This is a genomic window from Elusimicrobiota bacterium (genome assembly GCA_040757695.1).
Classification (GTDB): Bacteria; Elusimicrobiota; UBA8919; order UBA8919; family UBA8919; genus JBFLWK01.
Map to the genome: position 1 here is coordinate 1 of JBFLWK010000004.1, position 25,862 is coordinate 25,862.

30 protein-coding genes and 2 tRNA genes are annotated in these 25,862 nt (G+C 37.3%); 29 read left to right on the forward strand and 3 right to left on the reverse strand.

The features are described 5' to 3' along the window. Positions 1–331 precede the first annotated feature (331 nt). The 28 genes from rimP to AB1349_01160 all read left to right on the forward strand — a co-directional run bounded on the left by rimP (position 332) and on the right by AB1349_01160 (position 22,255). Positions 332–793 (forward strand): ribosome maturation factor RimP, encoded by a 462-nt coding sequence (gene rimP, locus AB1349_01025; GenBank protein MEW6555920.1) that lies wholly within the window; start codon positions 332–334, stop codon positions 791–793. Positions 794–911: 118 nt separating this feature from the next. Further along, entirely contained in the window at positions 912–2,195 is a 1,284-nt protein-coding gene (gene nusA, locus AB1349_01030) for a transcription termination factor NusA (GenBank protein ID MEW6555921.1), read from the forward strand. After that, entirely contained in the window at positions 2,173–4,272 is a 2,100-nt protein-coding gene (infB, locus tag AB1349_01035) for a translation initiation factor IF-2 (protein ID MEW6555922.1), read from the forward strand. The genes nusA and infB overlap by 23 nt, the downstream gene beginning before the upstream one ends. Continuing rightward, positions 4,269–5,279, forward strand: coding sequence for a hypothetical protein (locus tag AB1349_01040; protein ID MEW6555923.1), 1,011 nt, complete (start codon positions 4,269–4,271; stop codon positions 5,277–5,279). Before infB ends, AB1349_01040 begins: the two co-directional genes overlap by 4 nt. Continuing rightward, complete coding sequence (gene cysE / locus AB1349_01045; protein MEW6555924.1) at positions 5,264–6,007, forward strand: serine O-acetyltransferase; 744 nt, start codon at positions 5,264–5,266, stop codon at positions 6,005–6,007. The genes AB1349_01040 and cysE overlap by 16 nt, the downstream gene beginning before the upstream one ends. An 18-nt stretch (positions 6,008–6,025) precedes the next feature. Further along, positions 6,026–6,742, forward strand: a complete 717-nt coding sequence (locus tag AB1349_01050; protein MEW6555925.1) for a UPF0280 family protein — start codon at positions 6,026–6,028, stop codon at positions 6,740–6,742. Further along, entirely contained in the window at positions 6,726–7,469 is a 744-nt protein-coding gene (locus AB1349_01055; GenBank protein MEW6555926.1) for a HesA/MoeB/ThiF family protein, read from the forward strand. The genes AB1349_01050 and AB1349_01055 overlap by 17 nt, the downstream gene beginning before the upstream one ends. 26 nt (positions 7,470–7,495) lie before the next feature. After that, positions 7,496–7,729, forward strand: a complete 234-nt coding sequence (locus tag AB1349_01060) for a hypothetical protein (GenBank protein ID MEW6555927.1) — start codon at positions 7,496–7,498, stop codon at positions 7,727–7,729. A 32-nt stretch (positions 7,730–7,761) separates the two neighbouring features. Next, on the forward strand, positions 7,762–8,601 hold the full coding sequence (locus AB1349_01065) for a sulfide/dihydroorotate dehydrogenase-like FAD/NAD-binding protein (protein ID MEW6555928.1): 840 nt from the start codon (positions 7,762–7,764) through the stop codon (positions 8,599–8,601). Between the two features lie 36 nt (positions 8,602–8,637). After that, positions 8,638–10,050 carry an NADPH-dependent glutamate synthase gene (gltA, locus tag AB1349_01070; GenBank protein MEW6555929.1) on the forward strand — a complete coding sequence of 471 codons (1,413 nt, stop codon included), beginning with the start codon at positions 8,638–8,640 and terminating at the stop codon, positions 10,048–10,050. Positions 10,051–10,064: 14 nt separating this feature from the next. Next, entirely contained in the window at positions 10,065–10,298 is a 234-nt protein-coding gene (locus tag AB1349_01075; GenBank protein ID MEW6555930.1) for a hypothetical protein, read from the forward strand. A 173-nt stretch (positions 10,299–10,471) separates the two neighbouring features. Then, the gene (locus AB1349_01080; protein MEW6555931.1) at positions 10,472–11,767 is read left to right on the forward strand and encodes a hypothetical protein; all 1,296 of its coding nucleotides are present in this window, start codon (positions 10,472–10,474) and stop codon (positions 11,765–11,767) included. 27 nt (positions 11,768–11,794) lie between these two features. Then, positions 11,795–12,148 carry a holo-ACP synthase gene (gene acpS / locus AB1349_01085; protein MEW6555932.1) on the forward strand — a complete coding sequence of 118 codons (354 nt, stop codon included), beginning with the start codon at positions 11,795–11,797 and terminating at the stop codon, positions 12,146–12,148. Between the two features lie 37 nt (positions 12,149–12,185). Continuing rightward, positions 12,186–13,064, forward strand: coding sequence for an NAD(P)H-hydrate dehydratase (locus AB1349_01090; protein MEW6555933.1), 879 nt, complete (start codon positions 12,186–12,188; stop codon positions 13,062–13,064). Between the two features lie 86 nt (positions 13,065–13,150). Beyond that, positions 13,151–13,245 (forward strand) — tRNA-Ser (locus AB1349_01095). Between the two features lie 125 nt (positions 13,246–13,370). Further along, positions 13,371–13,799 carry a 50S ribosomal protein L13 gene (rplM, locus tag AB1349_01100; GenBank protein ID MEW6555934.1) on the forward strand — a complete coding sequence of 143 codons (429 nt, stop codon included), beginning with the start codon at positions 13,371–13,373 and terminating at the stop codon, positions 13,797–13,799. Continuing rightward, complete coding sequence (gene rpsI / locus AB1349_01105; GenBank protein ID MEW6555935.1) at positions 13,775–14,179, forward strand: 30S ribosomal protein S9; 405 nt, start codon at positions 13,775–13,777, stop codon at positions 14,177–14,179. Before rplM ends, rpsI begins: the two co-directional genes overlap by 25 nt. Positions 14,180–14,395: 216 nt before the next feature. Then, positions 14,396–16,162, forward strand: coding sequence for an adenylate/guanylate cyclase domain-containing protein (locus tag AB1349_01110; GenBank protein MEW6555936.1), 1,767 nt, complete (start codon positions 14,396–14,398; stop codon positions 16,160–16,162). Positions 16,163–16,232: 70 nt separating this feature from the next. Continuing rightward, complete coding sequence (locus tag AB1349_01115) at positions 16,233–16,916, forward strand: DUF3307 domain-containing protein (protein MEW6555937.1); 684 nt, start codon at positions 16,233–16,235, stop codon at positions 16,914–16,916. 14 nt (positions 16,917–16,930) lie between these two features. Beyond that, a tRNA-Arg gene (locus AB1349_01120) sits at positions 16,931–17,004 on the forward strand. A 449-nt stretch (positions 17,005–17,453) separates the two neighbouring features. Continuing rightward, positions 17,454–17,876, forward strand: a complete 423-nt coding sequence (locus AB1349_01125) for a nucleoside deaminase (GenBank protein ID MEW6555938.1) — start codon at positions 17,454–17,456, stop codon at positions 17,874–17,876. Beyond that, entirely contained in the window at positions 17,873–18,394 is a 522-nt protein-coding gene (locus tag AB1349_01130; protein ID MEW6555939.1) for a TlpA disulfide reductase family protein, read from the forward strand. The genes AB1349_01125 and AB1349_01130 overlap by 4 nt, the downstream gene beginning before the upstream one ends. Positions 18,395–18,411: 17 nt before the next feature. Beyond that, positions 18,412–18,969, forward strand: a complete 558-nt coding sequence (locus tag AB1349_01135) for a flavodoxin family protein (protein ID MEW6555940.1) — start codon at positions 18,412–18,414, stop codon at positions 18,967–18,969. Further along, positions 18,970–19,155 (forward strand): ferredoxin, encoded by a 186-nt coding sequence (locus AB1349_01140; protein MEW6555941.1) that lies wholly within the window; start codon positions 18,970–18,972, stop codon positions 19,153–19,155. It begins immediately after the preceding gene. 97 nt (positions 19,156–19,252) lie between these two features. Next, a complete protein-coding gene (locus AB1349_01145) occupies positions 19,253–19,825 on the forward strand; it encodes a 2-oxoacid:acceptor oxidoreductase family protein (GenBank protein MEW6555942.1) in 573 nt (190 codons plus the stop codon). Positions 19,826–19,847: 22 nt separating this feature from the next. After that, the gene (locus AB1349_01150) at positions 19,848–20,135 is read left to right on the forward strand and encodes a 4Fe-4S dicluster-binding protein (GenBank protein MEW6555943.1); all 288 of its coding nucleotides are present in this window, start codon (positions 19,848–19,850) and stop codon (positions 20,133–20,135) included. 20 nt (positions 20,136–20,155) lie between these two features. Next, entirely contained in the window at positions 20,156–21,328 is a 1,173-nt protein-coding gene (porA, locus tag AB1349_01155; GenBank protein MEW6555944.1) for a pyruvate ferredoxin oxidoreductase, read from the forward strand. Positions 21,329–21,334: 6 nt separating this feature from the next. Next, positions 21,335–22,255, forward strand: coding sequence for a thiamine pyrophosphate-dependent enzyme (locus AB1349_01160; protein MEW6555945.1), 921 nt, complete (start codon positions 21,335–21,337; stop codon positions 22,253–22,255). A 173-nt stretch (positions 22,256–22,428) separates the two neighbouring features. Here AB1349_01160 and hypE read toward each other — a convergent pair whose 3' ends face one another. From hypE to AB1349_01175, 3 genes are all read right to left on the reverse strand, one after another. After that, on the reverse strand, positions 22,429–23,454 hold the full coding sequence (hypE, locus tag AB1349_01165; protein MEW6555946.1) for a hydrogenase expression/formation protein HypE: 1,026 nt from the start codon (positions 23,452–23,454) through the stop codon (positions 22,429–22,431). Continuing rightward, entirely contained in the window at positions 23,444–24,484 is a 1,041-nt protein-coding gene (gene hypD, locus AB1349_01170; GenBank protein ID MEW6555947.1) for a hydrogenase formation protein HypD, read from the reverse strand. Before hypD ends, hypE begins: the two co-directional genes overlap by 11 nt. 118 nt (positions 24,485–24,602) lie before the next feature. After that, positions 24,603–24,812 carry a HypC/HybG/HupF family hydrogenase formation chaperone gene (locus AB1349_01175; GenBank protein MEW6555948.1) on the reverse strand — a complete coding sequence of 70 codons (210 nt, stop codon included), beginning with the start codon at positions 24,810–24,812 and terminating at the stop codon, positions 24,603–24,605. A 62-nt stretch (positions 24,813–24,874) separates the two neighbouring features. On the opposite strand from AB1349_01175, the gene surE reads away from it, so the two are divergent. Next, entirely contained in the window at positions 24,875–25,609 is a 735-nt protein-coding gene (gene surE / locus AB1349_01180) for a 5'/3'-nucleotidase SurE (GenBank protein MEW6555949.1), read from the forward strand. Positions 25,610–25,862 lie beyond the last annotated feature (253 nt).

The following is a 25,862-nucleotide window of genomic DNA, read 5'->3' on the forward strand; positions in this document are numbered from 1 at the left end:
CTGGTGTAACAACAAACTTGTTGATGTTCAAAAAGTAAAAATTAGTGATCTTGGGCTGTCTTCTTTTGAACTTTGAACCTGTCTACTTTTAATTCGTAAAGTGTCTACTTTTAATTTCTATCTAACAGCCCTGCAAAAAAATTTTCGCTTTTACCGACCTTACCTATCCCTTATGGCAAATCTTGAGGCGGGATTGGAAAAAGGTAATATAATAAAATTGCACTATCCCCTCTTGACAAAATTTTTTAATTTTGTATAATAACCACCGTACACAATGTGAAGTGCTTTCACAAGAGTGGCTAAAAACCACTCTTTATTTTTAGAACCGCAGATGAAAGAAAAAATTCTTGAGGTTATAAAAGAAGATATAGAAAAAGAAGGTTATGAGATTGTTGAGATAAAAACAGGGCGGTTTGGGAACAGAACCAGTATCCAAGTGTTTATAGATAGACAAGGCGGAGCGGAGAAAGTGACTCTTGCTGATTGTGAAAAAGCGAGTGGAATTATTGGATTTCTGTTAGACGGCAGTAACTTAAATCTTTCAAATTACGAGTTAGAAGTTTCTTCACCAGGACTTAATAGGCCGTTAGTTTCTGAAAATGATTTTGTAAAAAATACAAACAAAACAGTTATGATAAATCTAACTGAGCCATTCGGCAATATAAAAAGTTATGTAGAAGGTAGAATAATTTCTATAAAAAAAGGAATGGTAATTCTTGATACTAAAAACGGTACCACCACTATTCCGATAAAAAAAATAGCCAAAGCAAAACTAAAAATAGGGAGACAGTGATAAACAGATGGATAAGTGGTTAGTGGTTAGTAATGTCATTGCGAAGCCGATGAAATCGGCTGTAACAATCTGACACTTAATCACTTAATCACTTAATCACTTAATCACTGGTGTTATTATGGCTGAACAGACGATTGCACTTTTGCCGGTTTTAGAACAGATTGAGCGTGAAAAAGGTATAAAAAAAACTGACCTGCTTAAAACAATTGAGATAGCACTCGTTTCTGCGTTTAGAAAACATTCAGGGAACAAAAATTTGAATTTAGAAGTCCATATAGACGAACAAACAGGCAAAATCAAGGCATACCATATCAAAAAGGTTGTAGAAAAAGTTGGCAGTCCTGATATAGAGATTTCACTTGAAGAGGCGTTAAAACTTAAACCAAAAGTAAAACTGGATATGGATTTGAAGTTTGAAGTTTCAATAGATGATTTCGGAAGAATTGCAGCACAAACTGCCAAACAGGTGATTATCCAAAAAATCAGGGAGATAGAGAAAGAAAATCTGTATACAGATTTTTCAGCACGGGTTGGTGAAGTATTAAATGGTATGGTCTACAAATTTGTCGGCAAAAATATGATTATTGATATCGGACGCGGTGAAGCAATACTGCCGGTTAGAGAACAGTGTCCACGCGAAAAATTTAATATCGGTGACCGACTGAAAGTGTATGTTCTAAAAGTTGAAAAGTTGCCTAAAGGACCTCAGATGGTTGTCTCACGGCTTCATCCTGAATTAATCAAGCACCTTTTCCGATTGGAAGTGCCAGAGGTCTACGATAATACTGTTGAGATAAAAAATATTATCCGAGAACCATCGTCAAGAATAAAAGTAGCAGTTCTTTCACATAATCCAAAAGTAGATGCAGTCGGTTCGTGTGTAGGTGTGAAAGGAGTTAGAATCAAAGCAATCATTCAGGAACTTCAAGGTGCCAGAATAGATATGGTTGCGTATTCAACAGACCCTGTGGCATATATTATTAGTGCATTAAGCCCTGCCAAGGTTATATCAGTAGAAATTAACGAATCTGAAAAAAAGGCAAAAGTGCTGGTAACAGATGACCAGCTTTCAGTCGCGATAGGTAAAGACGGGCAGAATGTCAGGTTAGCAGCAAAATTGACCAACTGGCATATTGATATAGAATCCGAAACAGAACGAAAGTCTATAACAGAAGCAAAAAAAGAACAAAAAATAGATGATTTCACCGGACTTGATGGTGTTGGCGAAAAAACTGCCGAAATACTTGTAAAAGCAGGTTTTACAACACTTGAATCTATCGTCAACACTACAACTGAATCACTAACTGCATTGCAAGGTATCGGCGAAAAAACTGCACAGAAAATAATAAATTCTGCCAAAAATCTCTTGGAGGCAAAAAATGCCAGTGAAGAAAAAAAGTAAATTAACTGAAAAAACAAAACCTAAAAAACCAAAAGTAAAGAAAACAAAAATAGTCGCTCAGAAAACAACAAAACCAAGTAGGGAAGAAAAAAAAAGGGGGGAATTGGGGACGAAAGGGATAGTTATCGCTCCAAAACCGAAGCCGACACGAATACCGCCTGCCGGGATTCTCAAAAAACTGAAAAAAGAAAAAATTACGCCTGTTGAAGTTAAACCTGTACCTCCCCCCACTGTTGTAGAACCAATCGTGCCACCTGTGGCTGTGGCACCGCCAGCACCACCCCAGCCACCACAACCTGTTGTTGCAAGGTCTAAAATAAAAATTGATGAAACAATTACTGTTGCAGAACTCGCAACTAAACTGAACCTGAAACCTGCAGAACTTATCAAAAAAATGATGTCATTAGGCATACTGGCAACCATTAACCAACGAATCGCTACTGATATTGCTAAAATGGTTGCTGATGAGTTTGGCTATGATATTGAGGTTATCCCGCTTTATGGCGAGAAAGAGATAGCAGATGAATACGCAGAAGATGTCGCAAAGTTAAAGCCACGTGCACCGATTGTTACAATTATGGGACATGTTGACCATGGCAAAACAACACTGATGGATGCGATACGGCAGTCAAATATCGCCGAAAAAGAAGCAGGCGGGATTACTCAACATATCGGTGCATACAAGGTGAAAGTTTCAGGCGGGGGGGGAACTACGAGTGGTGAGATAGTTTTTTTGGATACACCGGGTCATTCGGCGTTTACTGCAATGCGTGCTCGCGGTGCGCATGTAACAGATATTGTTATTTTGGTGGTTGCCGCAGACGATGGGGTGATGCCACAGACAATAGAAGCAATAGACCATGCCCGTGCCGCAAATGTGCCTATAATAGTTGCTATCAACAAAATTGATATGCCTACTGCTAATGTTCAAAAAGTGAAACAGGAGTTGGCAAACCAGAATCTACAGGCAGAAGACTGGGGTGGCAAAACAATCACGGTTGAACTCTCGGCAAAAAAAAATATCGGGATTGATAAACTCTTAGAAATGATACTTATCCAGGCGGAAATGATGGAGTTAAAAGCCAATCCTGATAGGTCTGCAACGGGAGTTATTGTAGAAGCACATGTTTCAGATAAAGTAGGTCCTGTAGCAACAGTTCTCATAAAAAATGGGACACTTAAAGTTGGCGACTATTTTGTTGCCGGTATCACATATGGCAAAGTTCGGGCAATGCACGACGACCGAAAAAAACGATTGTCAATAGCAGGTCCGTCTACACCGGTTGAGGTGATGGGCTTTCAATGGACACCACAGTTAGGTGACAGGTTTTTTGTTATTCAGAATGAAAAAGAAGCCCGACAAATATCTGAGATTAGACAGCAAACAAAAAAGGCAGAAAAGTTTTTGCAACGAAAACATCTTACACTTGAAGACCTGCATAAAAGTATTAAAGAAGGCAAACTTAAAGAACTACCTATAATCCTTAAAGCAGATGTTCGTGGCTCGCTTGAAGCATTAAAAGATTCGTTAGAAAAACTATCAACAAAAGAAGTGGCAGTAAAAATAATCCATTCCGGTATAGGTGGAATAAACGACTCAGATGTGATACTTGCTACCGCGTCTGATGCTGTTATAATCGGTTTTAATGTAAGAAGCGAAACTTCAGCAATGACTATTGCCCAACGGGAAGAGGTTGAAATAAAGACATACCGGATTATTTATGAGGTTATCAATGATATAAAATCTGCATTAGAAGGGCTTTTAGAACCAGACAAAAAAGAAATCTATCTAGGTCGGGCAAAGGTGCTTAAAATATTCAAAATCTCAAAAGTAGGTACTATCGCCGGTTGCTCCGTAATAGACGGCAAAATTTCAAGAACTGGCGGTATCCGCCTACTGCGGGATAATACAATTGTTTTTGAAGGGAAACTGTATTCACTTAAAAGATTTAAAGATGATGTAAAAGAAGTTGAAAAAGGATATGAATGCGGAATTATGCTGGACGGGTTTACTGACTTAAAAATTGGTGATGTAATTGAATCGTTTACAATTGAACTTATAAAACGGAAACTATGAAAAAATTGAAAATCGGATTTACTTACGATGCAAAATCAAACTACAAACTAAAATCCGGCGATTTACCTGATAAATATGCAGAATTTGATACAGACGAAACAATTTCAGAAATAGAAACTGCACTTAAATCAAGCGGACATAAAATTGAAAAAATTGGCGATGCACACTCGCTTCTGAAAAAAATTGTACAGGATAAAAAATGGGACCTCGTTTTCAATATCGCCGAAGGGCTCAACAGTAGAAACCGTGAAGCACAGGTGCCAACAATTTTAGAACTTTTTGGGATACCATATTCAGGCAGTGATGCTTTAACAATGGCTCTTGCACTTGATAAACCACTCGCAAAAATAATCGTTTCATATTACGGCGTGTTAACACCCAAATTTTTGGAGATAGAAAATATTGCCCAATTAAACAAGAAGAAATTCAGTTTGCAATATCCAGTAATTGTAAAACTAACACAGGAAGGAACCTCCAAAGGGCTTTCTGACGATTCTGTTTGTAGAGATTTTAATCAACTTGTTAGAAAAATTCAATCGCTTATAGAAAAATATAACCAACCTGTTCTGATAGAAGAATTTGTTGCAGGCAGCGAGTTCACAGTAGCAGTGATTGAAAATACACCGCCTGTAGCGCTTCCACCGGTTCAGACAATAATAAACGGTAGAACATTTTTAGGTAACGATTTTTATACATATAATAGAGTCGCAAATAATGAAATAGAATATATCTGCCCTTGTAAAATTTCAACAAAACTCTGCCAGAAATTGAAAACAGTCGCCTTGACCGCCTGTAAAGCACTTAAAGTAAAAGACCTCGGCAGAGTTGATATTCGGGTTGACGAGAAAGATACGGTATATTTTTTGGAATGTAACCCGCTGCCTAACCTTGGCTGTATTGATATTTTTCCACTGGTTGCTAAAGCAATCGGGATTACATATAACGAAATTATATGCCGTATCCTGACCGCTGCATTAAAAAGGAATGAACTATGTTTAAAAAATTGAAAGAAAGTATTTCAGTTATTTTTGAAAAAGATCCCGCAGCTAAAAATATCGTTGAGGTGCTTCTGTGCTATCCCGGGCTTCACGCTTTGTGGTTTCATCGTATTGCCGGCTGGTTTTACAGACATAACAGATTTACAATTGCAAGAATAATCTCTGAAATTTCACGGCATATTACAGGCATTGAGATTCATCCCGGTGCCAGAATAGGAAAAAGGTTTTTTATAGACCACGGGATGGGGGTTGTAATAGGCGAGACGGCTGAGATAGGTGATGATGTTCTCATATATCAGGGTGTTGTGCTCGGAGGGACATCGTTAAGTAAAGGAAAAAGGCATCCTACAATCGGAAACAATGTTACCATCGGTACAGGTGCCGCCGTGTTGGGTCCCATAAAAATCGGCGATAATTCCAGAATCGGCGCAGGTTCAGTTGTCATTACTGATGTGCCGGTAAATTCTACGGCTGTGGGTATTCCGGCTCGCGTCGGAGTTGGTTTTTCAGCAAAGGATATTGAAATGCTTGAACACGGGAAACTACCAGACCCGGTTGCAGATGCGATTAGATTTATTGTAAAAGAACAGGAAAAACTGGAAGAACGATTAAAAAAGGTTGAATCACTTGAAGGTATCACCGCTGAAATAGATAAATATCTTGAGAAAAAAAAGAAAGAAATAGAACAGGAGTTTTTTGCATCAGATGAAAAATTTTCAGACGGTAGCGGAATATAATGGGGAGGGAAGGGGGAGATGTATGAACCCAGAGTTTATAGAGATTTTCAATCTGCAGATGATCTTGTTGCATTTGAGGTGATTGAAAAAGAATCTGACCTTTTCATACTTGCAGATAGCGACTTAACTGATAAAACATATCCGTTACTGTTGAAATATCGTAGAGAAATAATTGACTATATAAAACGAGACCCACAATTCCAATTTACACTTAGTCCGTATAAAGTAAAAAATTTTGCAGCTGCAATTGTCAAAAAAATGGCTCAGAATTCTACAAAAGTCGGTGTAGGACCGATGGCTTCAGTAGCAGGTGCAATTGCCGAATTCGTCGGCAACGAATTATTAAAGTATTCTCAGAATGTAATAATTGAAAATGGTGGTGATATCTTTGTTAAGACCATCAAACCCAGAAAAATTGGGATTTATGCAGGCGCATCTAAACTTTCTAAAAAAGTAACATTACAAATTTTGCCTGAGCAAACACCACTCGGCGTTTGTACATCATCTGGCACAGTAGGTCATTCTTTAAGTTTTGGTAAGGCGGATGCTATCTGCGTTATTGCAAAATCGGCAACATTTGCCGATGCTTGTGCTACTGCAATTGGGAATATTGTAAATAAAAAATCTGATATACAAAAAGCAATAAATTTCGCAAAATCATTGCAAAAAGTAATTGGTGTAGTCGTGATTATCAGCGACAATATCGGAATTTGGGGCGATGTCAAAATTGCTTAGTAAAAAAGAACTAGAAAGATATTCAAGACAGATTTTAATTGATGGTTTTGGAAATAAAGGACAGGAGAAACTGAAAAAAGCGACTGTTTTTATTGCTGGCGCTGGAGGACTGGGTTCTTCCTGTGCAATGTATCTTGCTGCCGCGGGTGTTGGTAATATCAAAATCTGCGATTGCGATAAGACAGAACTTTCTAATCTGAACAGACAGATTCTTCATGGCGAATCAAAAATTGGTGTAAATAAAGCAATCTCTGCAAAAATCACTTTAGCAAAAATAAATCAGGATGTAAATATTGAAGCAATAGAGAAAAAAATTACAGAGAAAAATATCTATCAGTTGGTTGGCAATTCACAGATAATTGTTGACTGTATGGATAACTTTTCTACAAGATTCATATTGAACAAATGCTCAAAAATAAAAAAGATACCACTTGTACACGGTTCTGTATATGGGTTGGAAGGTCGGCTTACTTTTGTGAAAATTCCTGAAACACCTTGCTTAAAATGTGTTTTTCCAGTACCACCACCGAAAAAAATATTTCCTGTGTTAGGTGCAACACCAGGCATTATCGGCTGTCTTCAAGCAATGGAGGTAATAAAGTATATCGTTAGTATCGGCGAGAATATTAAAAAGCGGTTGTTGATTTTTGACGGTAGAAATATGACTTTTTCAGAAATGCCAATTTCTAAAAATCCAAAATGCCCTATTTGTGGGCGTATAAAATAAAATCCCAATTACTACAATTGTACTAAATGAAAAAACCAGAAATTAGAAAAAGGATATTGAAATTTATAAGAATCTCAAAAGCCCGGAGAGGTTTTCCTCCAACCGTGAGAGAAATATCGGAATATATGGGTTTTACTTTCCCGTCTACGGCACAGTATCATCTAACAGTGTTAAAGAGAGAGGGATTATTAAAATTCAGACACAAAAAAATTAAAAGAAGTGCCCGTGGTCTTAAATTAAGATATAAAAAATCTAATTAGTATAATTGTACTAATTGAAATTGGGAATAATAATGTTTAAGATTTTAGGAAAAACAGAACCAGCAACAAATATCAATAAATTTATTATAGAAGTGCCAGAAATTGCAAAAAAAGTGCTTCCTGGTCAGTTTGTTATTTTACGGCTTCATGAAAAAGGTGAACGAATCCCAATAACAATTGCTGATAAGGACAAAGAAAAAGGTACAATTACACTTTTTGTTCAAGAAGTTGGTAAAACAACTACTGAAATGGGTAGACTGAAAACAGGCGATGCTATTCTTGATGTGGTAGGTCCACTTGGTGTTCCATCACATATTGAAAATTTCGGGACTGTTTTATGTGTTGCCGGCGGTGTTGGTGTCGCTGTGATGTATCCTATCGCAAAAGCACTCAAAGAAAAAAACAACAAAGTTATCAGTGTCCTTGGAGCCCGGTCAAAAAGTTTCGTAATTTTAGAAAATGAAATAAAAAATATCTCTGATGAATTTTATCTTACTACCGATGATGGTAGTTATGGGCAGAAAGGTTTTGTGTCAGATGTGTTAAAGAATCTACTTGCTACTTGCCACTCGCCACTCGCTAATATAGTTTTCGCAATTGGTCCAGTCCCAATGATGAAAGTTGTTTCTGAAATCACAAAACAGCACAACTTAAAAACAATTGTCAGTTTGAATCCTGTTATGGTTGATGGTACAGGCATGTGTGGTGCCTGCCGGGTTTCTATTGGCGGTGTTACGAAATTTGCCTGTGTTGACGGGCCTGATTTTGATGGCCATTTAGTTAATTGGAATGAATTAACCTGTCGGCTTTCGTTATTTAAACAGAAAGAAAAAGAATCTCTAGACTATTACTGTAAGTTAAAATCTGCGTAAACGTCATTAAAAATCCATGTAATCTGTATTCAAAAAATGGAGAAAATACCCCGTCAGAAAATGCCAGTCCAAAATGCAAAAGCGCGAGTAAAAAATTTCGCATCTGTTGCATTGGGCTATACAGAAGAACAAGCAATACTTGAAGCGAAAAGATGTCTGCAATGCAAAAAACCAACCTGTATAGAAGGCTGTCCTGTTGAGATAGATATACCGGGATTTATCAAAAAAATTGCTGAACAAAATTTTGAAGAAGCAATAAAAATTCTAAAAGATAAAAACAATCTTCCTGCAATTTGTGGTCGGGTTTGTCCTCAAGAAACACAATGCGAGATAAAATGTGTGCTTACCAAAAAATATGAGCCAGTAGCAATCGGTCGTCTTGAAAGATTTATCGCTGACTGGGGAATAGAACAGATACAAGATACAAGATACAAGAAGCAAGAGAAACCACGAACTATGAACAACGAACAACAAACAAAAATCGCAGTTGTAGGTTCAGGACCTGCTGGGCTTACCTGCGCTGCTGATTTAGCAAAGATGGGCTATAATGTGGATTTATTTGAATCGCTTCACCAACCAGGTGGTGTCTTGATGTATGGTATTCCAGAGTTTCGGCTTCCCAAAAAAATTGTAGAGTATGAAATAAATTATGTCAAATCATTAGGTGTTTCAATTAGTACAAATGTACTAATTGGGAAAACAAAAACAGTTCAAGAACTTTTTGATGATGGGTATAAAGCAGTTTTTATCGGTAGTGGGGCCGGGCTTCCACAATTTTTGGGTATTCCTGGCGAAAATCTTAACAGGATATATTCCGCAAACGAGTTTTTAACAAGAGTAAATTTAATGAAAGCATACCTTTTTCCTGAATATGATACACCAATAAATATCGGTAGGAATGTTGTAGTATTTGGTGCTGGAAATGTTGCAATGGATTCTGCCAGGGTGTCACTGCGGTTAGGTGCTGATAATGTAACAATTATCTATCGTCGGACAGAAAAAGAAATGCCCGCTCGGTTAGAAGAAATAGAAAACGCAAAAGAAGAGGGTGTAAAATTCCATTTGCTCACAGCACCTGTTAGATTTATCGGCGATGAAAACAATAATGTTATCAAGGTTGAATGTTTGAAAATGGAGTTAGGTGAACCTGATGCTTCCGGCCGACGTCGGCCTGTTCCAATACAAAATTCTGAATTTATTATAGATATTGATACTGCTGTTATTGCAATAGGTCAAAATCCTAATCCACTTATTCCAAGAACAATTCCAGGACTCCAACTTGGCAAACATGGGAATATTATTACTGACGAGAAAACAGGTGCTACAAGTATTCCGGGAATTTTTGCAGGTGGCGATATTGCAACAGGTGCTGCCACTGTAATAGAAGCAATGGGTGCTGGGAAACGGGCAGCAAGAGCAATTAACGAGTATCTAAAAAAATCCAATTAGTCCAATTGGTCTAAATGAAAAAACCAGAAATTAGAAACAAGATATTAAAGTTTATAAAAACTTCAAAAAGAAGACGAGGTTTCCCACCGACAAATAGGGAGATAGCCGAGTATATGGGTTTTGCCTCACATACGACGGCGCAGTACCATCTTAAAAAGTTGATGAAAACAGGGAAGTTGAAATTCAGGCATAAAAAAATTAAAAGAAGTGCCCGTGGTCTTAAATTAAGATATAAAAAATCCAATTAGTCCAATTGGACTAATTGGAAAATTGAAAAAACAAATCCTGAAAAAATCAATCTGAACAATACCATCGGATTAGCATTCCCGATTGCCTGTTTTTTCAATTACAAGAATAAAACATACCGCGCAATAAGAAGCGAAGAATTAATATGACTCCATATTTTAAAGCCAGATGTAATATGTTAATTACTATATGGCTTTTTTTATTTTCAGCATCGGTCTTTCTTTCCTTTTCAATGGCAGACCCAGATTATTGGGGACATATAAAATTCGGTCAGACGATTTACGAAGCAAAAAGCATTCCCGAAACGGACGATTTTTCCTATACCGCCAATGGACTCAAATGGCTCAACCATGAGTGGCTGTCGGAAATTATATTCTGGTGTTTTTATAAAAATTTTTCTGATTACGGTATTATATTCGTGCGATTGTTTGTGGGACTTGTTTTTTGTTTTTGTCTGTGGTGGATTGTAAAAACTGACAATTTTGAAGGCTCAATCATCGCGTATCTTTTGATTTTTTTTACGGTGATACCATTCTGGCATTTCAGACCGCAGATTTTTACATTTTTATTTTTTGCAGTTTTGATATATTTGATTAGAACAAAAATTTTCCTGCTAATCCCAATACTTTTTTTGTTTTGGGCAAATCTGCACGGTGGGTTTGTTGCAGGGCTTGTGTATCTTTTGATTTTCACAGTATTCTCGGTTGATAGAAAAAAAATACTGTTGATTTCTCTGATTTCTATCGCTTTAAGTTTTATAAATCCATATAATTGGGAATTATGGTCGGCTATTTTCAGAGCATTTTTTAATCCACTGACAAGAAGTTATATTACCGACTGGCAGCCTTCACATTTTTTTGATATTGATTTCACCGGTTACTGGGGCTTCGTATTAGTTTTTTCATATTTTACCGTTACAAAATTAAAAAAAATCAGTTTTTCTGAAATTGTTTTACCAATTTTATTTTTGGTTTTATCGCTGACATCAATAAGACATATACCGATTTTTGCAATTGTATCGTTGCCGGTAATAAGGTTCTATTTTTTGGATTTGCCGACAAAGATTTATTCTAAAGCGATTTTTGTAATTATTGTTTTCCTGACGGTCATTTCCGTGTATTTTAAGCCGAAAATAGAAATAGAGGTTGATAACAATGCTTATCCTGTGGAAGCAGTTCAATATCTTAAAAAAATAAATTTTTCAGGAAATATCTTCTGCGAATTTGATTGGGGCGAGTATATCTTATTCCATTTTTATCCATATGCTTTAGTTTCTATAGACGGCAGATATGATACCATTTATCCAGTTGATTTCATAAAAAACCATTTCAGGCTTTTGAACACTGCCGAAGGGAACTTACCAGAAAATACAGACGCAGTATTGATATATTCTCACAGGGCTGGTTTTGAGAAATTTGGTTGGCAGAGAATATATTCTGATAAAACCACTACACTTTACAAAGTTAGATAATTGTGATATAATAAAAATAGGGGGCGTATGGTTTCAATAGGTGTAGATATGATTGAAATAAAAAGAATAAAAGAAATAATCACGAAAAATAAAAAATTTGTTAAAAAGGTTTATACACCGACAGAAATTTCATATTGTAATTCAAAAAAAAACAAATGGCAGCATTTTGCAGTTCGTTTTGCTGCAAAAGAAGCAGTTTGGAAAGCGCTTGGCAAAAAGGACATTTGGCACCGGGATATTTCTATAAAAAATACCGAAGATGGGAAACCGGAAGTTATCTTGGCAAAAAAATATAAACATTTGCAGAAACAAATTTCGCTTTCGCTTTCACATACTGACGATTATGCCGTAGCATTTGCAGTTTTCCAGAAAACTGCATAACCACGAATTAACACGAATAAACACTAATTTAGAAATTATGAAAAATTTGACTACTGCGTTAATTAAAAAACTAATACAGGCAAGACCGGCTAATTCACACAAGGGTAATTTTGGGCATACGCTGATAGTTGCCAGCTCCACACAATATACTGGTGCTGCTATTTTATGTTCTTTAGGCTGTATTCGGTCAGGCAGCGGACTTACAACACTTGCATTCCCGGAATCACTTTATGAATCAATAACAAAACGGTTACCGCCAGAAATAATGACACTGCCTATTCCAGATAAAGAAGGTTCAATTTCACTGAAAGCAACGGAAGTTCTTGTAGATTTTATTGCAGATAGAAAAATTAGTTCTGTTGCTTTTGGTTGCGGTATTTCAACTGATAAAAAAACACGGATTTTTACAGCAAACTTTTTATTAAAAAATAAGAGCCCGATTGTAATAGATGCAGATGGCTTAAATAATATACAAAAAAATTTAAAGGTTCTTAAAAAAACAAAATCTTACAAAATAGTAACACCACATCCGGGTGAATTGAGTCGTTTAACAGACATACCGATAAACAAAATCCAAAATAACCGTGAAAAAATTGCTAAAAAGTTTGCCCAAGAGTATAATCTTATTTGTGTGCTTAAAGGTTACGAGACGGTGATTACCGATGGCGAAGAAATTTTCATAAATACAACTGGCAATCCTGGAATGGCAGTTGGCGGTAGTGGTGATGTTTTAACAGGAATGATTGCTGCATTTATTGGACAAACAAGAAGTTTAATAGATGCTGCCTGCCTTGGTGTTTATCTACATGGACTTGCCGGTGATTTAGCCGCAAAAGAGAAAACACAAATATCAATGTTACCGTCGGATTTAGTAGAAAAAATTCCAGAAGCAGTTAGAACAGTTCTAAAGTTCTGAAGTTCTATGGTTCTTAAGTAAAATATCAACAACATAAGATACTGTAGAACTCAAGAACGTCAGAACATATGAACTTGTAGTTATATGGAGAGGTCGCATAGTTTGGTTTAGTGCGCACGCCTGGAGAGCGTGTATCCCGATAAAATCGGGATCGTGGGTTCAAATCCCACCCTCTCCGCCAAGACCTACAAAGTGAGTTATTCTGAAGGAGCCAAAAAATACAAAATCTAATTGACTAAACAAAAAAAGTTTTGTATAATAAAAAATTATAGAACAGCAGATATACAAAAAAGGAAGGTAAAAATTATGGTTGACCGAAAATGGTATTTAATAGATGCATCAGATGTGGTTTTAGGACGATTGTCAAGTGTGGTATCTAACATTTTACAAGGCAAAAGTAAACTGGATTATTCGCCTAACAAAGATATTGGCGATTTTGTGGTTATTGAAAACGCAGCCAAACTGAAATTGACAGGTAAAAAACTTATACAAAAGATTTCATTCAGGCATTCAGGGTATCCCGGCGGCGAAAAAGTACTACCTTATAAGGACTTAATAAAAACAAACCCTGAAAAAATTGTAAAAGATGCTGTTAATGGGATGCTTCCTAAGAATCGGTTAAAAGCAAAAAGGTTCAAACGCTTAAAAGTTTTTACAGACAAAGCCCAAATTAGTGGATGGATAGAAGGGAAGGGAGGGAAGGGGGAGCGATGGCTCAGGATACAGGTAAAATAATCAATACGGTTGGCAGAAGAAAAACAGCAGTTGCGCAGGTTAAACTCTATTCTGGTAACGGGAAGGTTATCGTCAATAACAAGCCAGTCAATAATTATTTTTCCGGGCTTTTAAGATTACAGGAAATCGCAACAGCACCATTTAATGCCACTAAGAGTTTCTCGCAGTATGATGCCAGCATAACCGTTTTAGGTGGTGGTGTGATGGCACAGGCAGAAGCAATACGGCATGGAGTTGCTCGGGCACTTGCGTTAGTGGATAGCGGGTTCAAAGGTATTCTGAAAAAAGAAGGGTATCTTACGCGTGATGACCGCATGGTAGAACGAAAAAAAGCAGGCAGACCTAAAGCGCGAAAGAGTTTTCAGTGGACAAAACGGTAAATCACGAATAAGGGCACACGAATAGAATCTTTGAAATAAATAGAAATACAGTAGAAATACATAGAAATTAGTTGTTTAGAAGTTACGATGAATTGTCCGCCAGAGGCGGATCTGCCTGTGGCACGACAATGAATTTCTATGAGTTTCAATTTGTTTCAGTTGTTTTTTCGTGAACATTCGTGATGTAATTCGTGATTAGGTATTCGTGATTTTATTATGAAGCAAAGAACAATCGGTTATCTTATTGGTGGATTAGCAGTATTGGTGGTTCTGGTATTCAATTTTTTAGGATTATTCCAGCCGCTTGAATATAAATCTTACGATTTTCGTCTTAAACTTCGCGGACATAAAAATCCAACTGGTGAAATAGTAGTTGCCGCAATTGATGAAGCCAGTTTAGAACATCTTGGTAGATGGCCTTGGGATAGAAGCGTTCATGCGAAACTGATTGACAAACTTATAAACGCAGGTGTTAAAACAATCGGGTTTGATGTACTTTTTATAGAAAAAAGCAATCTACAAAGTGATAAATTACTGGCAGATGCAATCACAAAATCCAAAAGATGCGTCAATGAAATACTATTTGAGGTTGTCAGAGGTATCCCTGTCAAAGCGAAGCCACCACTTGAAGAAATGGCGAAAGGTTCTGCACTGCTTGGCTCACCTAATATCTTTCCTGAAACCGATGGTGTTGTTAGAAAAATCAAACCGGTTATAGAATATCAGGGAACACTTTATCCGCATATTTCAGTAGCGATTACTGCTGCATATTTAGATAAGCCATGGAAGAATCTGGTTAAGAATCTGTCACTTGATTTTAACAATGAGATGCTTGTGAATTACTGTGGCGAGTTTGAAACATTTAAGTATATTCCATACTACAAAATTCTTGAAAATGAAAATGAGGTAAACGAAAAAGAACTAAAAGACAAAATTGTGCTTGTTGGTTATGCAGCTGCGGGGCTTGGCGACCGGCATGTTACACCATTTTCACCGACAATGCCAGGAATAGAAACAATTGCGAACAATATCAACGCTTTAATAAATTCCAACTTTATCGCATACTCACCTGACTGGGTTGGGTTCCTGTCCATAATTATTGTTGGAATTGTTTTTACATTTTTTCTGCCTAAACTGTCACCATGGAAATCAACTGCGTTTACAATTTTAGTTTTTACAGGCTGGTCTTTGTTCTGCTGGTATTATTTTATCCAGAAACAGGTTTGGCTGGAATATAGCCCGTCTACTTCTTTAATACTGCTTTCATATTTATCAATCACATCCTGGCGGTTTATCACGGAAGAGAAAGAGAAAAGATGGCTGAAGAAGGCGTTCGGTTCATATCTTTCGCCGATAGTTATAAACGAACTGATGAAAAACCCGGATACACTTTCGCTGGGCGGCAAACGACAGAAAATGACGGTTTTATTCTCGGATATTCGTGGTTTCACGACACTCTCAGAGGCGTCAACACCGGAACAGGTTGTTACTCTGTTAAACGAGTATCTTACAAAAATGACTGAAATTGTTTTTAAGTATGAGGGGACACTTGACAAGTTTATTGGTGATGCTATAATGGCTTTTTGGAATGCGCCACTTCCGCAGAATGACCACCCAAAACGAGCAGTTTTTTGCGCAGTTGAAATGATGGATGAACTGGCAAAACTTCAAGAAAAATGGCGTGCTGAAAACCGACCGATTATAGATATAGGTATTGGTGTAAATACAGGCGAAATGGTTGTTGGCAATATGGGCTCTATTGAACGAATGGACTACACTATTATCGGCGACAATGTAAATCTCGGTGCACGGCTTGAATCACTCAATAAAGAATTCAAAACACATATAATTATCTCTGAATCAACATATCAGTATGTAAAGGACTTTATAAAAACCAAACCGCTTGGGACAACTAAAGTCAAAGGCAAAGAGAAACCAGTTGAAATTTATGAAGTGATAGAAAGGCAGGTTAAAGGCAGGTAAAAGGTAAAAGGTTAAAGGTTAAAATTTTTATTTTAATTTATACCTTTAACCTCCGAGTGAAACGAGGTTTATGTATTTTTTCTGGCGATTGTTGTTAGCGCATCTTCTGGCTGATTTTACATTTCAGACGGATAGAATTGCGAAATGGAAACGCGAAGATATTTCAGGTGTATTTTTTCATGTTCTTATTTTTCTGTTTTTTGCAGTTGCTATAAATTACCAGTATCTGCCTTTAAGAGATTTTGCGGTCGCACTTTTGATTCTCGGAATAACGCATATTATTGAAGACCAGTGGCGTGTCTATAGTATTACAAAATATAATTCACCTGATAGTATTGGTTTTTTTCTGTGGGACCAGTTTGTGCATATTCTGTTGATATTTGTTTTAGCACCGCGAGACCCAATAGGCGTTAGAACAGAAAAATGGGTTTTGTTATTTATTATATTTATTATTGTATCGCATTTTTCTACTATTTTTATATATTTTCTTAAAAAGTTGTTCTATAGCGATGCAAGAATTATCACTGCTGAAAAATATCACGGAATTATAGAACGGCTTATGCTCGTAGGTTGTTTTATAATACCGGGTAAATGGTACTGGTTTATCTTGCCAGTTGCAGTTGTGCTTGTTATTGGTCAACGGCTATCAATCAAAAAACTAAACTCACAATTAGATTTTTCAGCATTTAATATACTTGCCTCAAACATCATAGGTGTAGTATTTAGTATCTTGGCAAGAGGTATATGGTATTGATTTTATTAAGATATGCGTCGTTAGCTCAACCGGATAGAGCATTCGGCTACGAACCGAAAGGTTGTAGGTTCAACTCCTGCACGACGCGTGCAAGCGGGAAACCGTTAGGTAATAGGTAAGTTTTGCTGAAATTTGTAGGCGTGTTCCGATAAATCGGAACACGATTTTACGATGATTATCATGCCAAAGGCAGATCCGCCTATGGCGGAAAAATCACCGACTACATATTCTACGAAACTTTAGTTTCGGTTAAAACCAAGCAACCCGCCACTGAAGTGGCGTAGAATTTTGAATATCTTTTCAGCAAAACTGAACTGTCACGAACCCTTTCCTATTTGCTTGCAGTTTCGGAATTTCAATCTGACAGGATTTACAGGATTAAAAGACAGCCACAGATGAACACAGATAACCACAGAATAGATTCCCGACAGAGGCATTCGGGAATGACATTTTTCAGTGTTTCTGTGTTTCCGTGGTTAAATTAAAATCTTGTTCCTGTCAAAAACGGGTTTCAGGGCGAAGCCCCGAATTTTCTTGATGGACGATATAGATTTTATAAAGGAAGCACTGAAAGAAGCAAAAAAAGCATATAAAAAAAATGAAGTACCAATTGGAGCAGTAGTAGTAAAAAACGGCAAAATTATTGCTAAAGCCCATAACTTAATAGAATATCTTATTGACCCGTCTGCTCATGCAGAAGTGATAGCAATAAGAAGAGCAGCTAAAAAACTTAAAAACTGGCGACTTAATAATTGTATAGTATACTCAACCTGCGAACCCTGTCCTATTTGTGAAGCAGTGCTGCTTCAAGCAAGAATAAATAAAGTAGTTTTTGGCTGTAATACATTAAAAAATGTTGTAAAAGCAAAATTCAAAAAATCGAAGTTTATAAGAAAAGGACCGATATTAGAAAACGAATGCAAAACGATACTCAAAAAATTTTTTGCAAAATACCGATGACAAGAATCTTTTTAATTTTAATTTTTACCTTTTACCTTTTACCTGCCGTTACTACCTGCCTTTATTCTGTTGCGCCTGGCATAGATGTTGGTAATAAATCAATAGATTTTTCACTAAAGGTTCTTTCATCAACTGAAACATTTGAATTGTCCAATTATAAAGGCAAAAAATCTGTACTTGTCGTTTTTTTTGCTACTTGGTGTTCGTATTGTACACAAGAGATTCCGACATTAAACAGGATTTATAATGAATACGGGCATAAAAGGTTGCAAATCGTTGCGATAAATATTCGGGAAAACGAAAAAAAGATTGCCAGTTTTGTAAAAAGGAAAAAAATACTCTATCCGATTGCGGTTGATACAAAAGCCGAAGTCGCTGAAAAGTTTAAGGTTTACGGCATCCCGACCAATATCTTAATCAATACCAGCGGAATAATTGTTTTTCGCGGGAGTGATTTACCAGCCGATAAGGTGATAGAGAAAACTTTGCCAAAACCAGAGAAAAAGAATAGACGCTGATTGTTAGGAAAGAAAAAATAAACAAAACAAAAGTTTTAGGTATATCTGCAGCCTCAACGCTAGAAAGCCGTAGCGAATTATTATTGGATTCGCTATTAGACGAATTTTTGCAACATGATAGTTACATAAAAAAAATAGCAGTCAGAGATTTAAACATCTTGTTCTGTGATGGTTTGCGAAGTTGCGAGAAAACCGGTATCTGCAAATGGGAAGACGATATGCAGATTTTAGGAAACGAACTTTTGTTAGCGGATATTGTAATTATTGCGACACCTGTATATTTCGCTTCTGTGCCTGCAAGGTTGAAAGCAATTATTGATAGATGTCAGGTTTTTTGGGCACGAAAAAATATCCTAAAAAATTTTAAGCCATCTCTAAAAAAAGGAATTTTTATAGCGGTCGCTGGAAGAAATCCTGAGTTTTCTCATATAGAAACAGTTATAAAAGCGTTTTTCAGTGTATTCAATATAAAACTCTGCGGAAGGTTTTATCTGCCGAATACAGATAAACTTGACAGCACACAATTTACAAAAACTCAAGAGAACATAAAAAAATTAATAAAGGAGGTTTTTTAGATGAAAGCGGTTATTGATAAGGATTTGTGTACAGGTTGTGGGTTATGTTGTGATACCTGCTCGGATGTTTTTGAGATGCAGGATACTGTGGCAGTTGTCAAGGTTACAGAAATCCCTGCAACTGCCGAAGAGTCTACAAAACAAGCAGCAGCTGATTGTCCTGTGGAGGCGATCAAAATTGAGTAAACAACGCTGATAAAAGCCGATAGCAACGCAGATTGCCGCTGAAAAATCAGCGTTAATCAGCGTTCAGTTGGTGTCAAATCAGCGTTAATCAGCGATTATGAGCGATATTATTGAGATAAGGTGGCATGGTAGAGGAGGTCAGGGTGCAAAGACCGCGGCGCTTCTTTTTGCCGAGGCAGCACTTGCAACTGGCAAATATGTACAAGGGTTTCCTGAATACGGTCCTGAGCGAATGGGTGCGCCTGTTCAGTCATTTAATCGTTTATCAAACAAGCCCATTACACTTCACTGCGGGATTACAGAGCCGGATTTTGTTGTTGTGCTTGACCCAACACTTATTAAAACAGTTGATATTACCAGTGGGCTTTCTGAAGATGGTGCGATTATCATCAATACTGAAAAATCAGTTGACGAAATAAAAAAAGAGTTCAATTTCAGTGGTAAAGTTTTTGTTGTCAATGCGTCAAAAATTGCAAAAGAATGTTTTGGCAAAGAAATCCCCAATACGCCAATGATGGGTGCGTTAGTTAAGGTTACTGAATTTCTTGATATTGAAAATGTTTTAGAAGATACACGAAAAAAACTTGAAAAAAAATTTTTGCATAAGCCGGAAGTAATTGAAGGAAATATAAAATCAATAAGAAGAGCATATGAAGAGGTTAAAGGTTAAAGGTTAAAATTAAAAAAATAAAATGGACAAAAAACTGGGCTGGAAAGAATTACCAGAAGGCGATATTTTAGAAGCAGGCACAGCAAAAAATTTTAAAACAGGTGACTGGCGTAGTTCAAGACCAGTATACAATCCTGAAAAATGTATTCAGTGTTTTATCTGCTGGATAAACTGTCCTGATTCGTCAATAATTGTGAAAGATGGCAAAGTCGTTGGGATTGATTACGAGCACTGCAAGGGCTGTGGTATCTGTGCAAAAGAATGTCCGCCGAAAGCATCCGCGATAACGATGGAAGCGGAAAAAAAATGAAAAAATTAAAGAGGTAATTTATGAAAACAATAAAAACTGGCAACGAGGCGATGGCGGAAGCAATGCGGCAGATAAATCCTGATGTTGTAGCAGCATACCCGATTACACCTGCAACTGAAATTGTTATGATTTTTTCGCAGTTTGTTGCAGACGGGCTTGTGGATACCGAATACATAGCGGTTGAATCGGAACATTCTGCGATGTCTGCATGTATCGGCGCTTCTGCGGCAGGCGCCCGGGTTATGACATCTACTTCTTCACAGGGACTTGCCTTGATGTATGAAATGCTCTATATTGCTGCTGGGTTGCGATTGCCAATTGTTATTGCAGAAGTTAACCGTGCGTTATCTTCACCTATAAATATACACGGTGACCACTCGGATACAATGGGTGCGCGGGATAGTGGCTGGATACAACTTTTTTCAGAAAATTCGCAGGAAGCATACGACAACATAATACAAGCAGTAAAAATTGCAGAAACAGCCAAACTACCTGTTATGGTCACTACCGACGGATTTATAATCAGTCATTGCACAGAAGTTATTGAAATGGTTTCAGACGACGAAGTTAAAAAATTTGTCGGTGCCTACAAGCCAGCAAGATTTTTGCTTGATATAAAAAATCCGTATACACTTGGTGCGATTGACTTACAGGATTATTATTTTGAACATAAGCGTCAGGAAGCAGAAGCAATGAGAAATGCGGGCAAAATAATTCTGGATGTTGCCGCGGATTTTGATAAAAAATTCGGACGCAAGTACGAATTTTTTGAGAAATATAAACTTGACGATGCTGAGATTGCCGTTGTATGTATGGGTTCTGCTTCCGGCACAACAAAGGTTGTTGTTGATGAATTACGGTCTAAAGGAATAAAAGCGGGCTTGTTAAAACTGCGGGTATTCAGACCGTTCCCGTATAACGAAATTATAAAAGAACTTTCAAGTGTGAATGCTCTGGCTGTGCTTGACCGTTCGGATACCTTTTCCGCTTACAGCGGTCCGCTTTTTACCGAAATCACCTCTTCGCTCTATACATCTCTCAACTCTAAACTCCTAACTCTAAACTATATTTACGGTTTAGGCGGAAGAGATATAAGTACCGAACAAATAAAATCGGTTTTTGACGATTTGGCAAAAATTTCACAGACAAAAAAAGTTGAAAATCTCATAAATTACATTGGAGTAAGAGAATAAAAATCTATGGCTAACTTAAAGGAACTGTCAAAAAAAGAGGAACTGTTTACCGGTGGGCATCGGCTGTGTTCAGGTTGTGGCGCTGGAATTGTTGCCAGACAGGTTTTAATTGCCTGTGAGAAACCTGTTGTTATTGCTAATGCTACTGGCTGTCTTGAAGTTGCAACAACTATTTTTCCATATACGGCGTGGAAAGTACCATGGTTTCATTCTGCATTTGAAAATGCTGCCGCTACAATTGCCGGGATAGAAGCCGCATATAATGCATTAAAAAAGAAAGGAAAAATTACCGAAGAGATAAACTTTATTGCATTCGGCGGTGATGGTGGAACTTACGATATCGGACTTCAAGCACTTTCAGGTGCGATGGAACGCGGACATCGGATTCTTTATATCTGCTACAATAACGAAGCATATATGAATACTGGAATTCAGCGGTCTTCTGCAACGCCGAAAGGTGCAAATACGACAACTGCGCCATCTGGTAAGAGATCAACTGGTAAAATTCAGGCAAGAAAGGACTTAACTGCGATTATGGTAGCACATAATATTCCATATGTCGCACAGACAACCTTGAGTTTCCATAATGATTTGATTCCCAAAGTTCAGAAAGCACTTGCTGTTGATGGACCTTCGTTTATGAATATACTTCAGCCCTGCCGACTTGGTTGGGGCTATCCGCCAGAAGATACGATTCGCATGGGACGGCTTGCAGCCGATACTTGTATCTGGCCAATTTACGAAGTTGAAAACGGGCTCTACAAACTTAATTACAAGCCAAAAGAGAAAAATCCGGTTACCGAATGGCTGAAACCACAGAACAGATTCAAACATCTTTTTTCACCCGGAAACGAAGAAATTATAAAACAACTACAGGAAGATGTAGACAAAAACTGGGAAAAAATTCTTTCCAATTGTAACACGTAGAGAACCAGATAAACCACTGAGGCCACAGAATTCACTGAAAAATGTCATTCCCGAATGCCTCTGTCAGGAATCTATTCCGTTTTGCCGACTGTCGTGCCACAGGTCATGCCTGAGGCAGATTCGCCGTGGCGAACAGATCCGTCTCTGGCGGGAAGTCGGGTATAAATCTTTTTCTAACAAATGCGTGGAAGTTGGTCGCTTTCTAACATTTGTAAAATTCGGGTTCCACCGATTTTTGTTTTTAAGAATACACCTTTTGGATAGGGTACAACTTTGCCGATGATTTTTGCGTGTTTGCCAAGCGGATGTTTTTTCATTACTGATAGGATTTGTTCTGCATCTTTTTTGCTGACAATTGCGACAAGTTTGCCTTCGTTTGCAATATAAAGCGGGTCTAATCCAAGCAATGCACAGGCAGATTCTACCGGTTTTTTTAATGGAATTGTTGATTCCTCAATTTCTATTCCAACATTTGATTGTTCTGCAATCTCGTTAAGTGCTGTTGCCAGCCCGCCTCGTGTTGGGTCACGCATCGCATGAATCCCAGACCCGCATACTTTAATCATTTTTTCTACAAGGTTGTTCAGTGGTGCTATGTCGCTTTTTAATTCGCATCTGCCACATCTCAATCCAAGTTTCTGCCGAGCATTCAGCACTGCAATCCCGTGGTCGCCGATAGTGCCTGAAAGTATCACAATATCATTCAATTTAGCATTATGTCCTGAAATATCTATTTTTTTGTCAGCGATACCAATCCCGGAAGTATTTATAAAAATCTCATCACAGGCACCTTTCTCTACTACCTTTGTATCACCACATACGATTTTTACACCGGATTTCTTGGCTGTTTCTGCAATAGATACGACAATTTGTTCAAGTTTGTCAACCTGTAGACCATCCTCTAATATAAACGAAAGCGAAATATAAAGTGGTCTTGCACCCAGCATAGATAAATCGTTTATTGTTCCACATATTGAAAGTTTCCCAATATCGCCACCTGGAAAAAAAATCGGTTTTATAACATATGAGTCAGTAGTAAAAACGAGATTGTAGATTGCAGATTGCAGATTGCAGATTGCCGAATCGTCAAGCCGGTTTAATATTGGGTTACCCAAATTTTGTAGAAAAATATTTTTGATTAAACGATGTGTTAATTTTCCGCCGGAACCATCTGCTAAACTAATTTTTTTAGTTTCCATATTTGTAATATGCTGCGCAGGTGCCTTCAGACGAGATCATACAAGGGCCGATTGGGTTTGATGGTGTACATTTTTTCCCGAAATAGCCACACTGGTTAGGTTTTGCAATACCGGTTAGTATTTTTCCACACAAACATCCAGCGGGCTCTTTAGTATTTCTAACTTTTAGCCCGAATTTTTTAAATGTATCAAATCTCTGATATTTTTTTCTGAATTTTAAGCCGGAATTTTTTATGAGCCCGATTCCACGCCATTGAGAATCTGATGACTCAAATACACTATAAAGCAGTTTTACTGCATATAAATTCCCTTGCTCTTTTACACAGCGTTGATACTGAATCTCAATCTCAGGTTTAGCTCGTTTTATCTGATTGGCTATTAACATTATTCCTTCTAAAATGTCAGAAGGCTCAAAGCCGGTAATTACAGCAGGGATTCTGAATTTTTCAGCGATAAATCTGTATGGTTTTGAGCCGATAATTGTTGAAACATGACCGGGCAGAATAAAACCGTCTATCCTGGATACATTCTGTTCAAGGATTGCTGCTATAGCCGGCGGTATCAACTTAAAAGCAGATATTATTGAAAAGTTTTTGATATTTTGGTTTTCGGCAGTTTTCACAATAGCCGCAATCGTCGGTGATGTTGTCTCAAATCCAACACCGATAAAAACGATTTCTTTTTTCGGGTTTAGTAATGCAATTTGAATAGCATCTGTACAAGAATAAACTATTCGTATATCACAGCCGGTTGATTTTTCTTTTTCAAGTGCTGATTTGCTACCAGGCACTCGCATCATATCGCCAAAAGTTGTAATAATACAGCCAGTTTTGGCAAGTTCAATAGCAGCGTCAAGAATACCTGTTGGCGTTACGCAGACAGGGCAGCCAGGGCCGGAAAGCATATTTATATTTTGGGGTAGTAGTGCTTTTATACCGGAAGAAGCAATTGCCATTGTATGCGTTCCGCAGACCTCCATAATGTTTATTGCTTTTGAAAACGACTTGATTTCGGTGATAATATTGTTCACTATGTAACAAATTCTATCGTCTGAAAAGTATAACATTTGCTATAGTTTGTCGTCTGTCAATTATTTTGTGATATAAACTTTGTCGTCTCAAAATGTAAGCATTTGCTTACATTTTGTATCATAAAATTGTTTTGAATAATTCTATACGTTCTCGCGCATCTTTTATATCAAGCACCTGGATAGCAAAACCAGCGTGGACGATTACATAATCGCCTGCTTTCGCTTCTGGTAAAAGGTCAATACTGACTTTTTTGTTTATACCGCCAAAATCTATATCAGCGATTTTATCTTCTATAGAAATAATTTTGCCAGGTATCGCTAAACACATATAAAAATTATATTAAATTATTGACAAAAAGTCAAAAAAATTGTTTAATAGTAAATCATAAAATGCGAATTTTAATTTCAAACGATGACGGGTTATACGGAAAAGGGCTTAAGCCACTTGTTTCGGCAATGACAAAAGTTGGCGAGGTTTTTATTGTCGTCCCTAATTCGCAAATGAGCGCTGCAAGTCATTCAATAACACTCCACAAACCAATACGGCTTATCCTACACAAAAAAAATGTCTATACTGTGACAGGTACACCTTCTGATTGTGTTAGGTTCGGTATTATCGGGATTTTAAAAGGCAATGTGGACATAGTTATTTCCGGCATAAACGACGGACCTAATCTTGGCGAGGATTGTATTTATTCCGGCACTGTCGCGGCTGCCCGAGAAGGTGCGATGCTCGGCTTTTTATCTGTTGCTGTTTCGCTTGTGCCTGACGGCAAAAACAATTTTGTTTCTGCCGCTAACTATATCTATAAAATAGTAAAAAAATCGCTAAAATTAAAAATACCAAGATACACTTTTTTAAACATAAATATTCCGGATACTGATAAAATAAAAGGCATAAAGATAACAAAAATGGGAAAACGGATTTATAATGATGATATTGAAGAAAGAATTGACCCGCGTGGGTTCAAGTACTACTGGATTGCCGGGAAACGGCTTTCCGGTTATCCGATAAAAGATACTGATATCTCGGCTATAAACGAGAAGTATATATCTATAACCCCGCTTAAAGTTGACCAGACCGATTTGGCATACCTTGAAAGATTAAAAAAAATCAGTTTTTAGTTTTAGCCAAATAGTCTTTTTCAAGGAAATTATAAAACATTACCACGAAAACACGAAAGTTAGAAAGCACGAAATTTAATCCCCACTTTAGTGGGCTGACTGAGGTCAGGTATAATAACTTTTTTTGTGATTTCGTGGTTTTACGAAGTTTGCTTGACTTTTTTTATTTTTTTTGATATTATTAAACAGCGAATTTAACGTATAGAAATTTTCTTTTTTGGACGCAGATGTTCACAGATTACGAAGATTATAA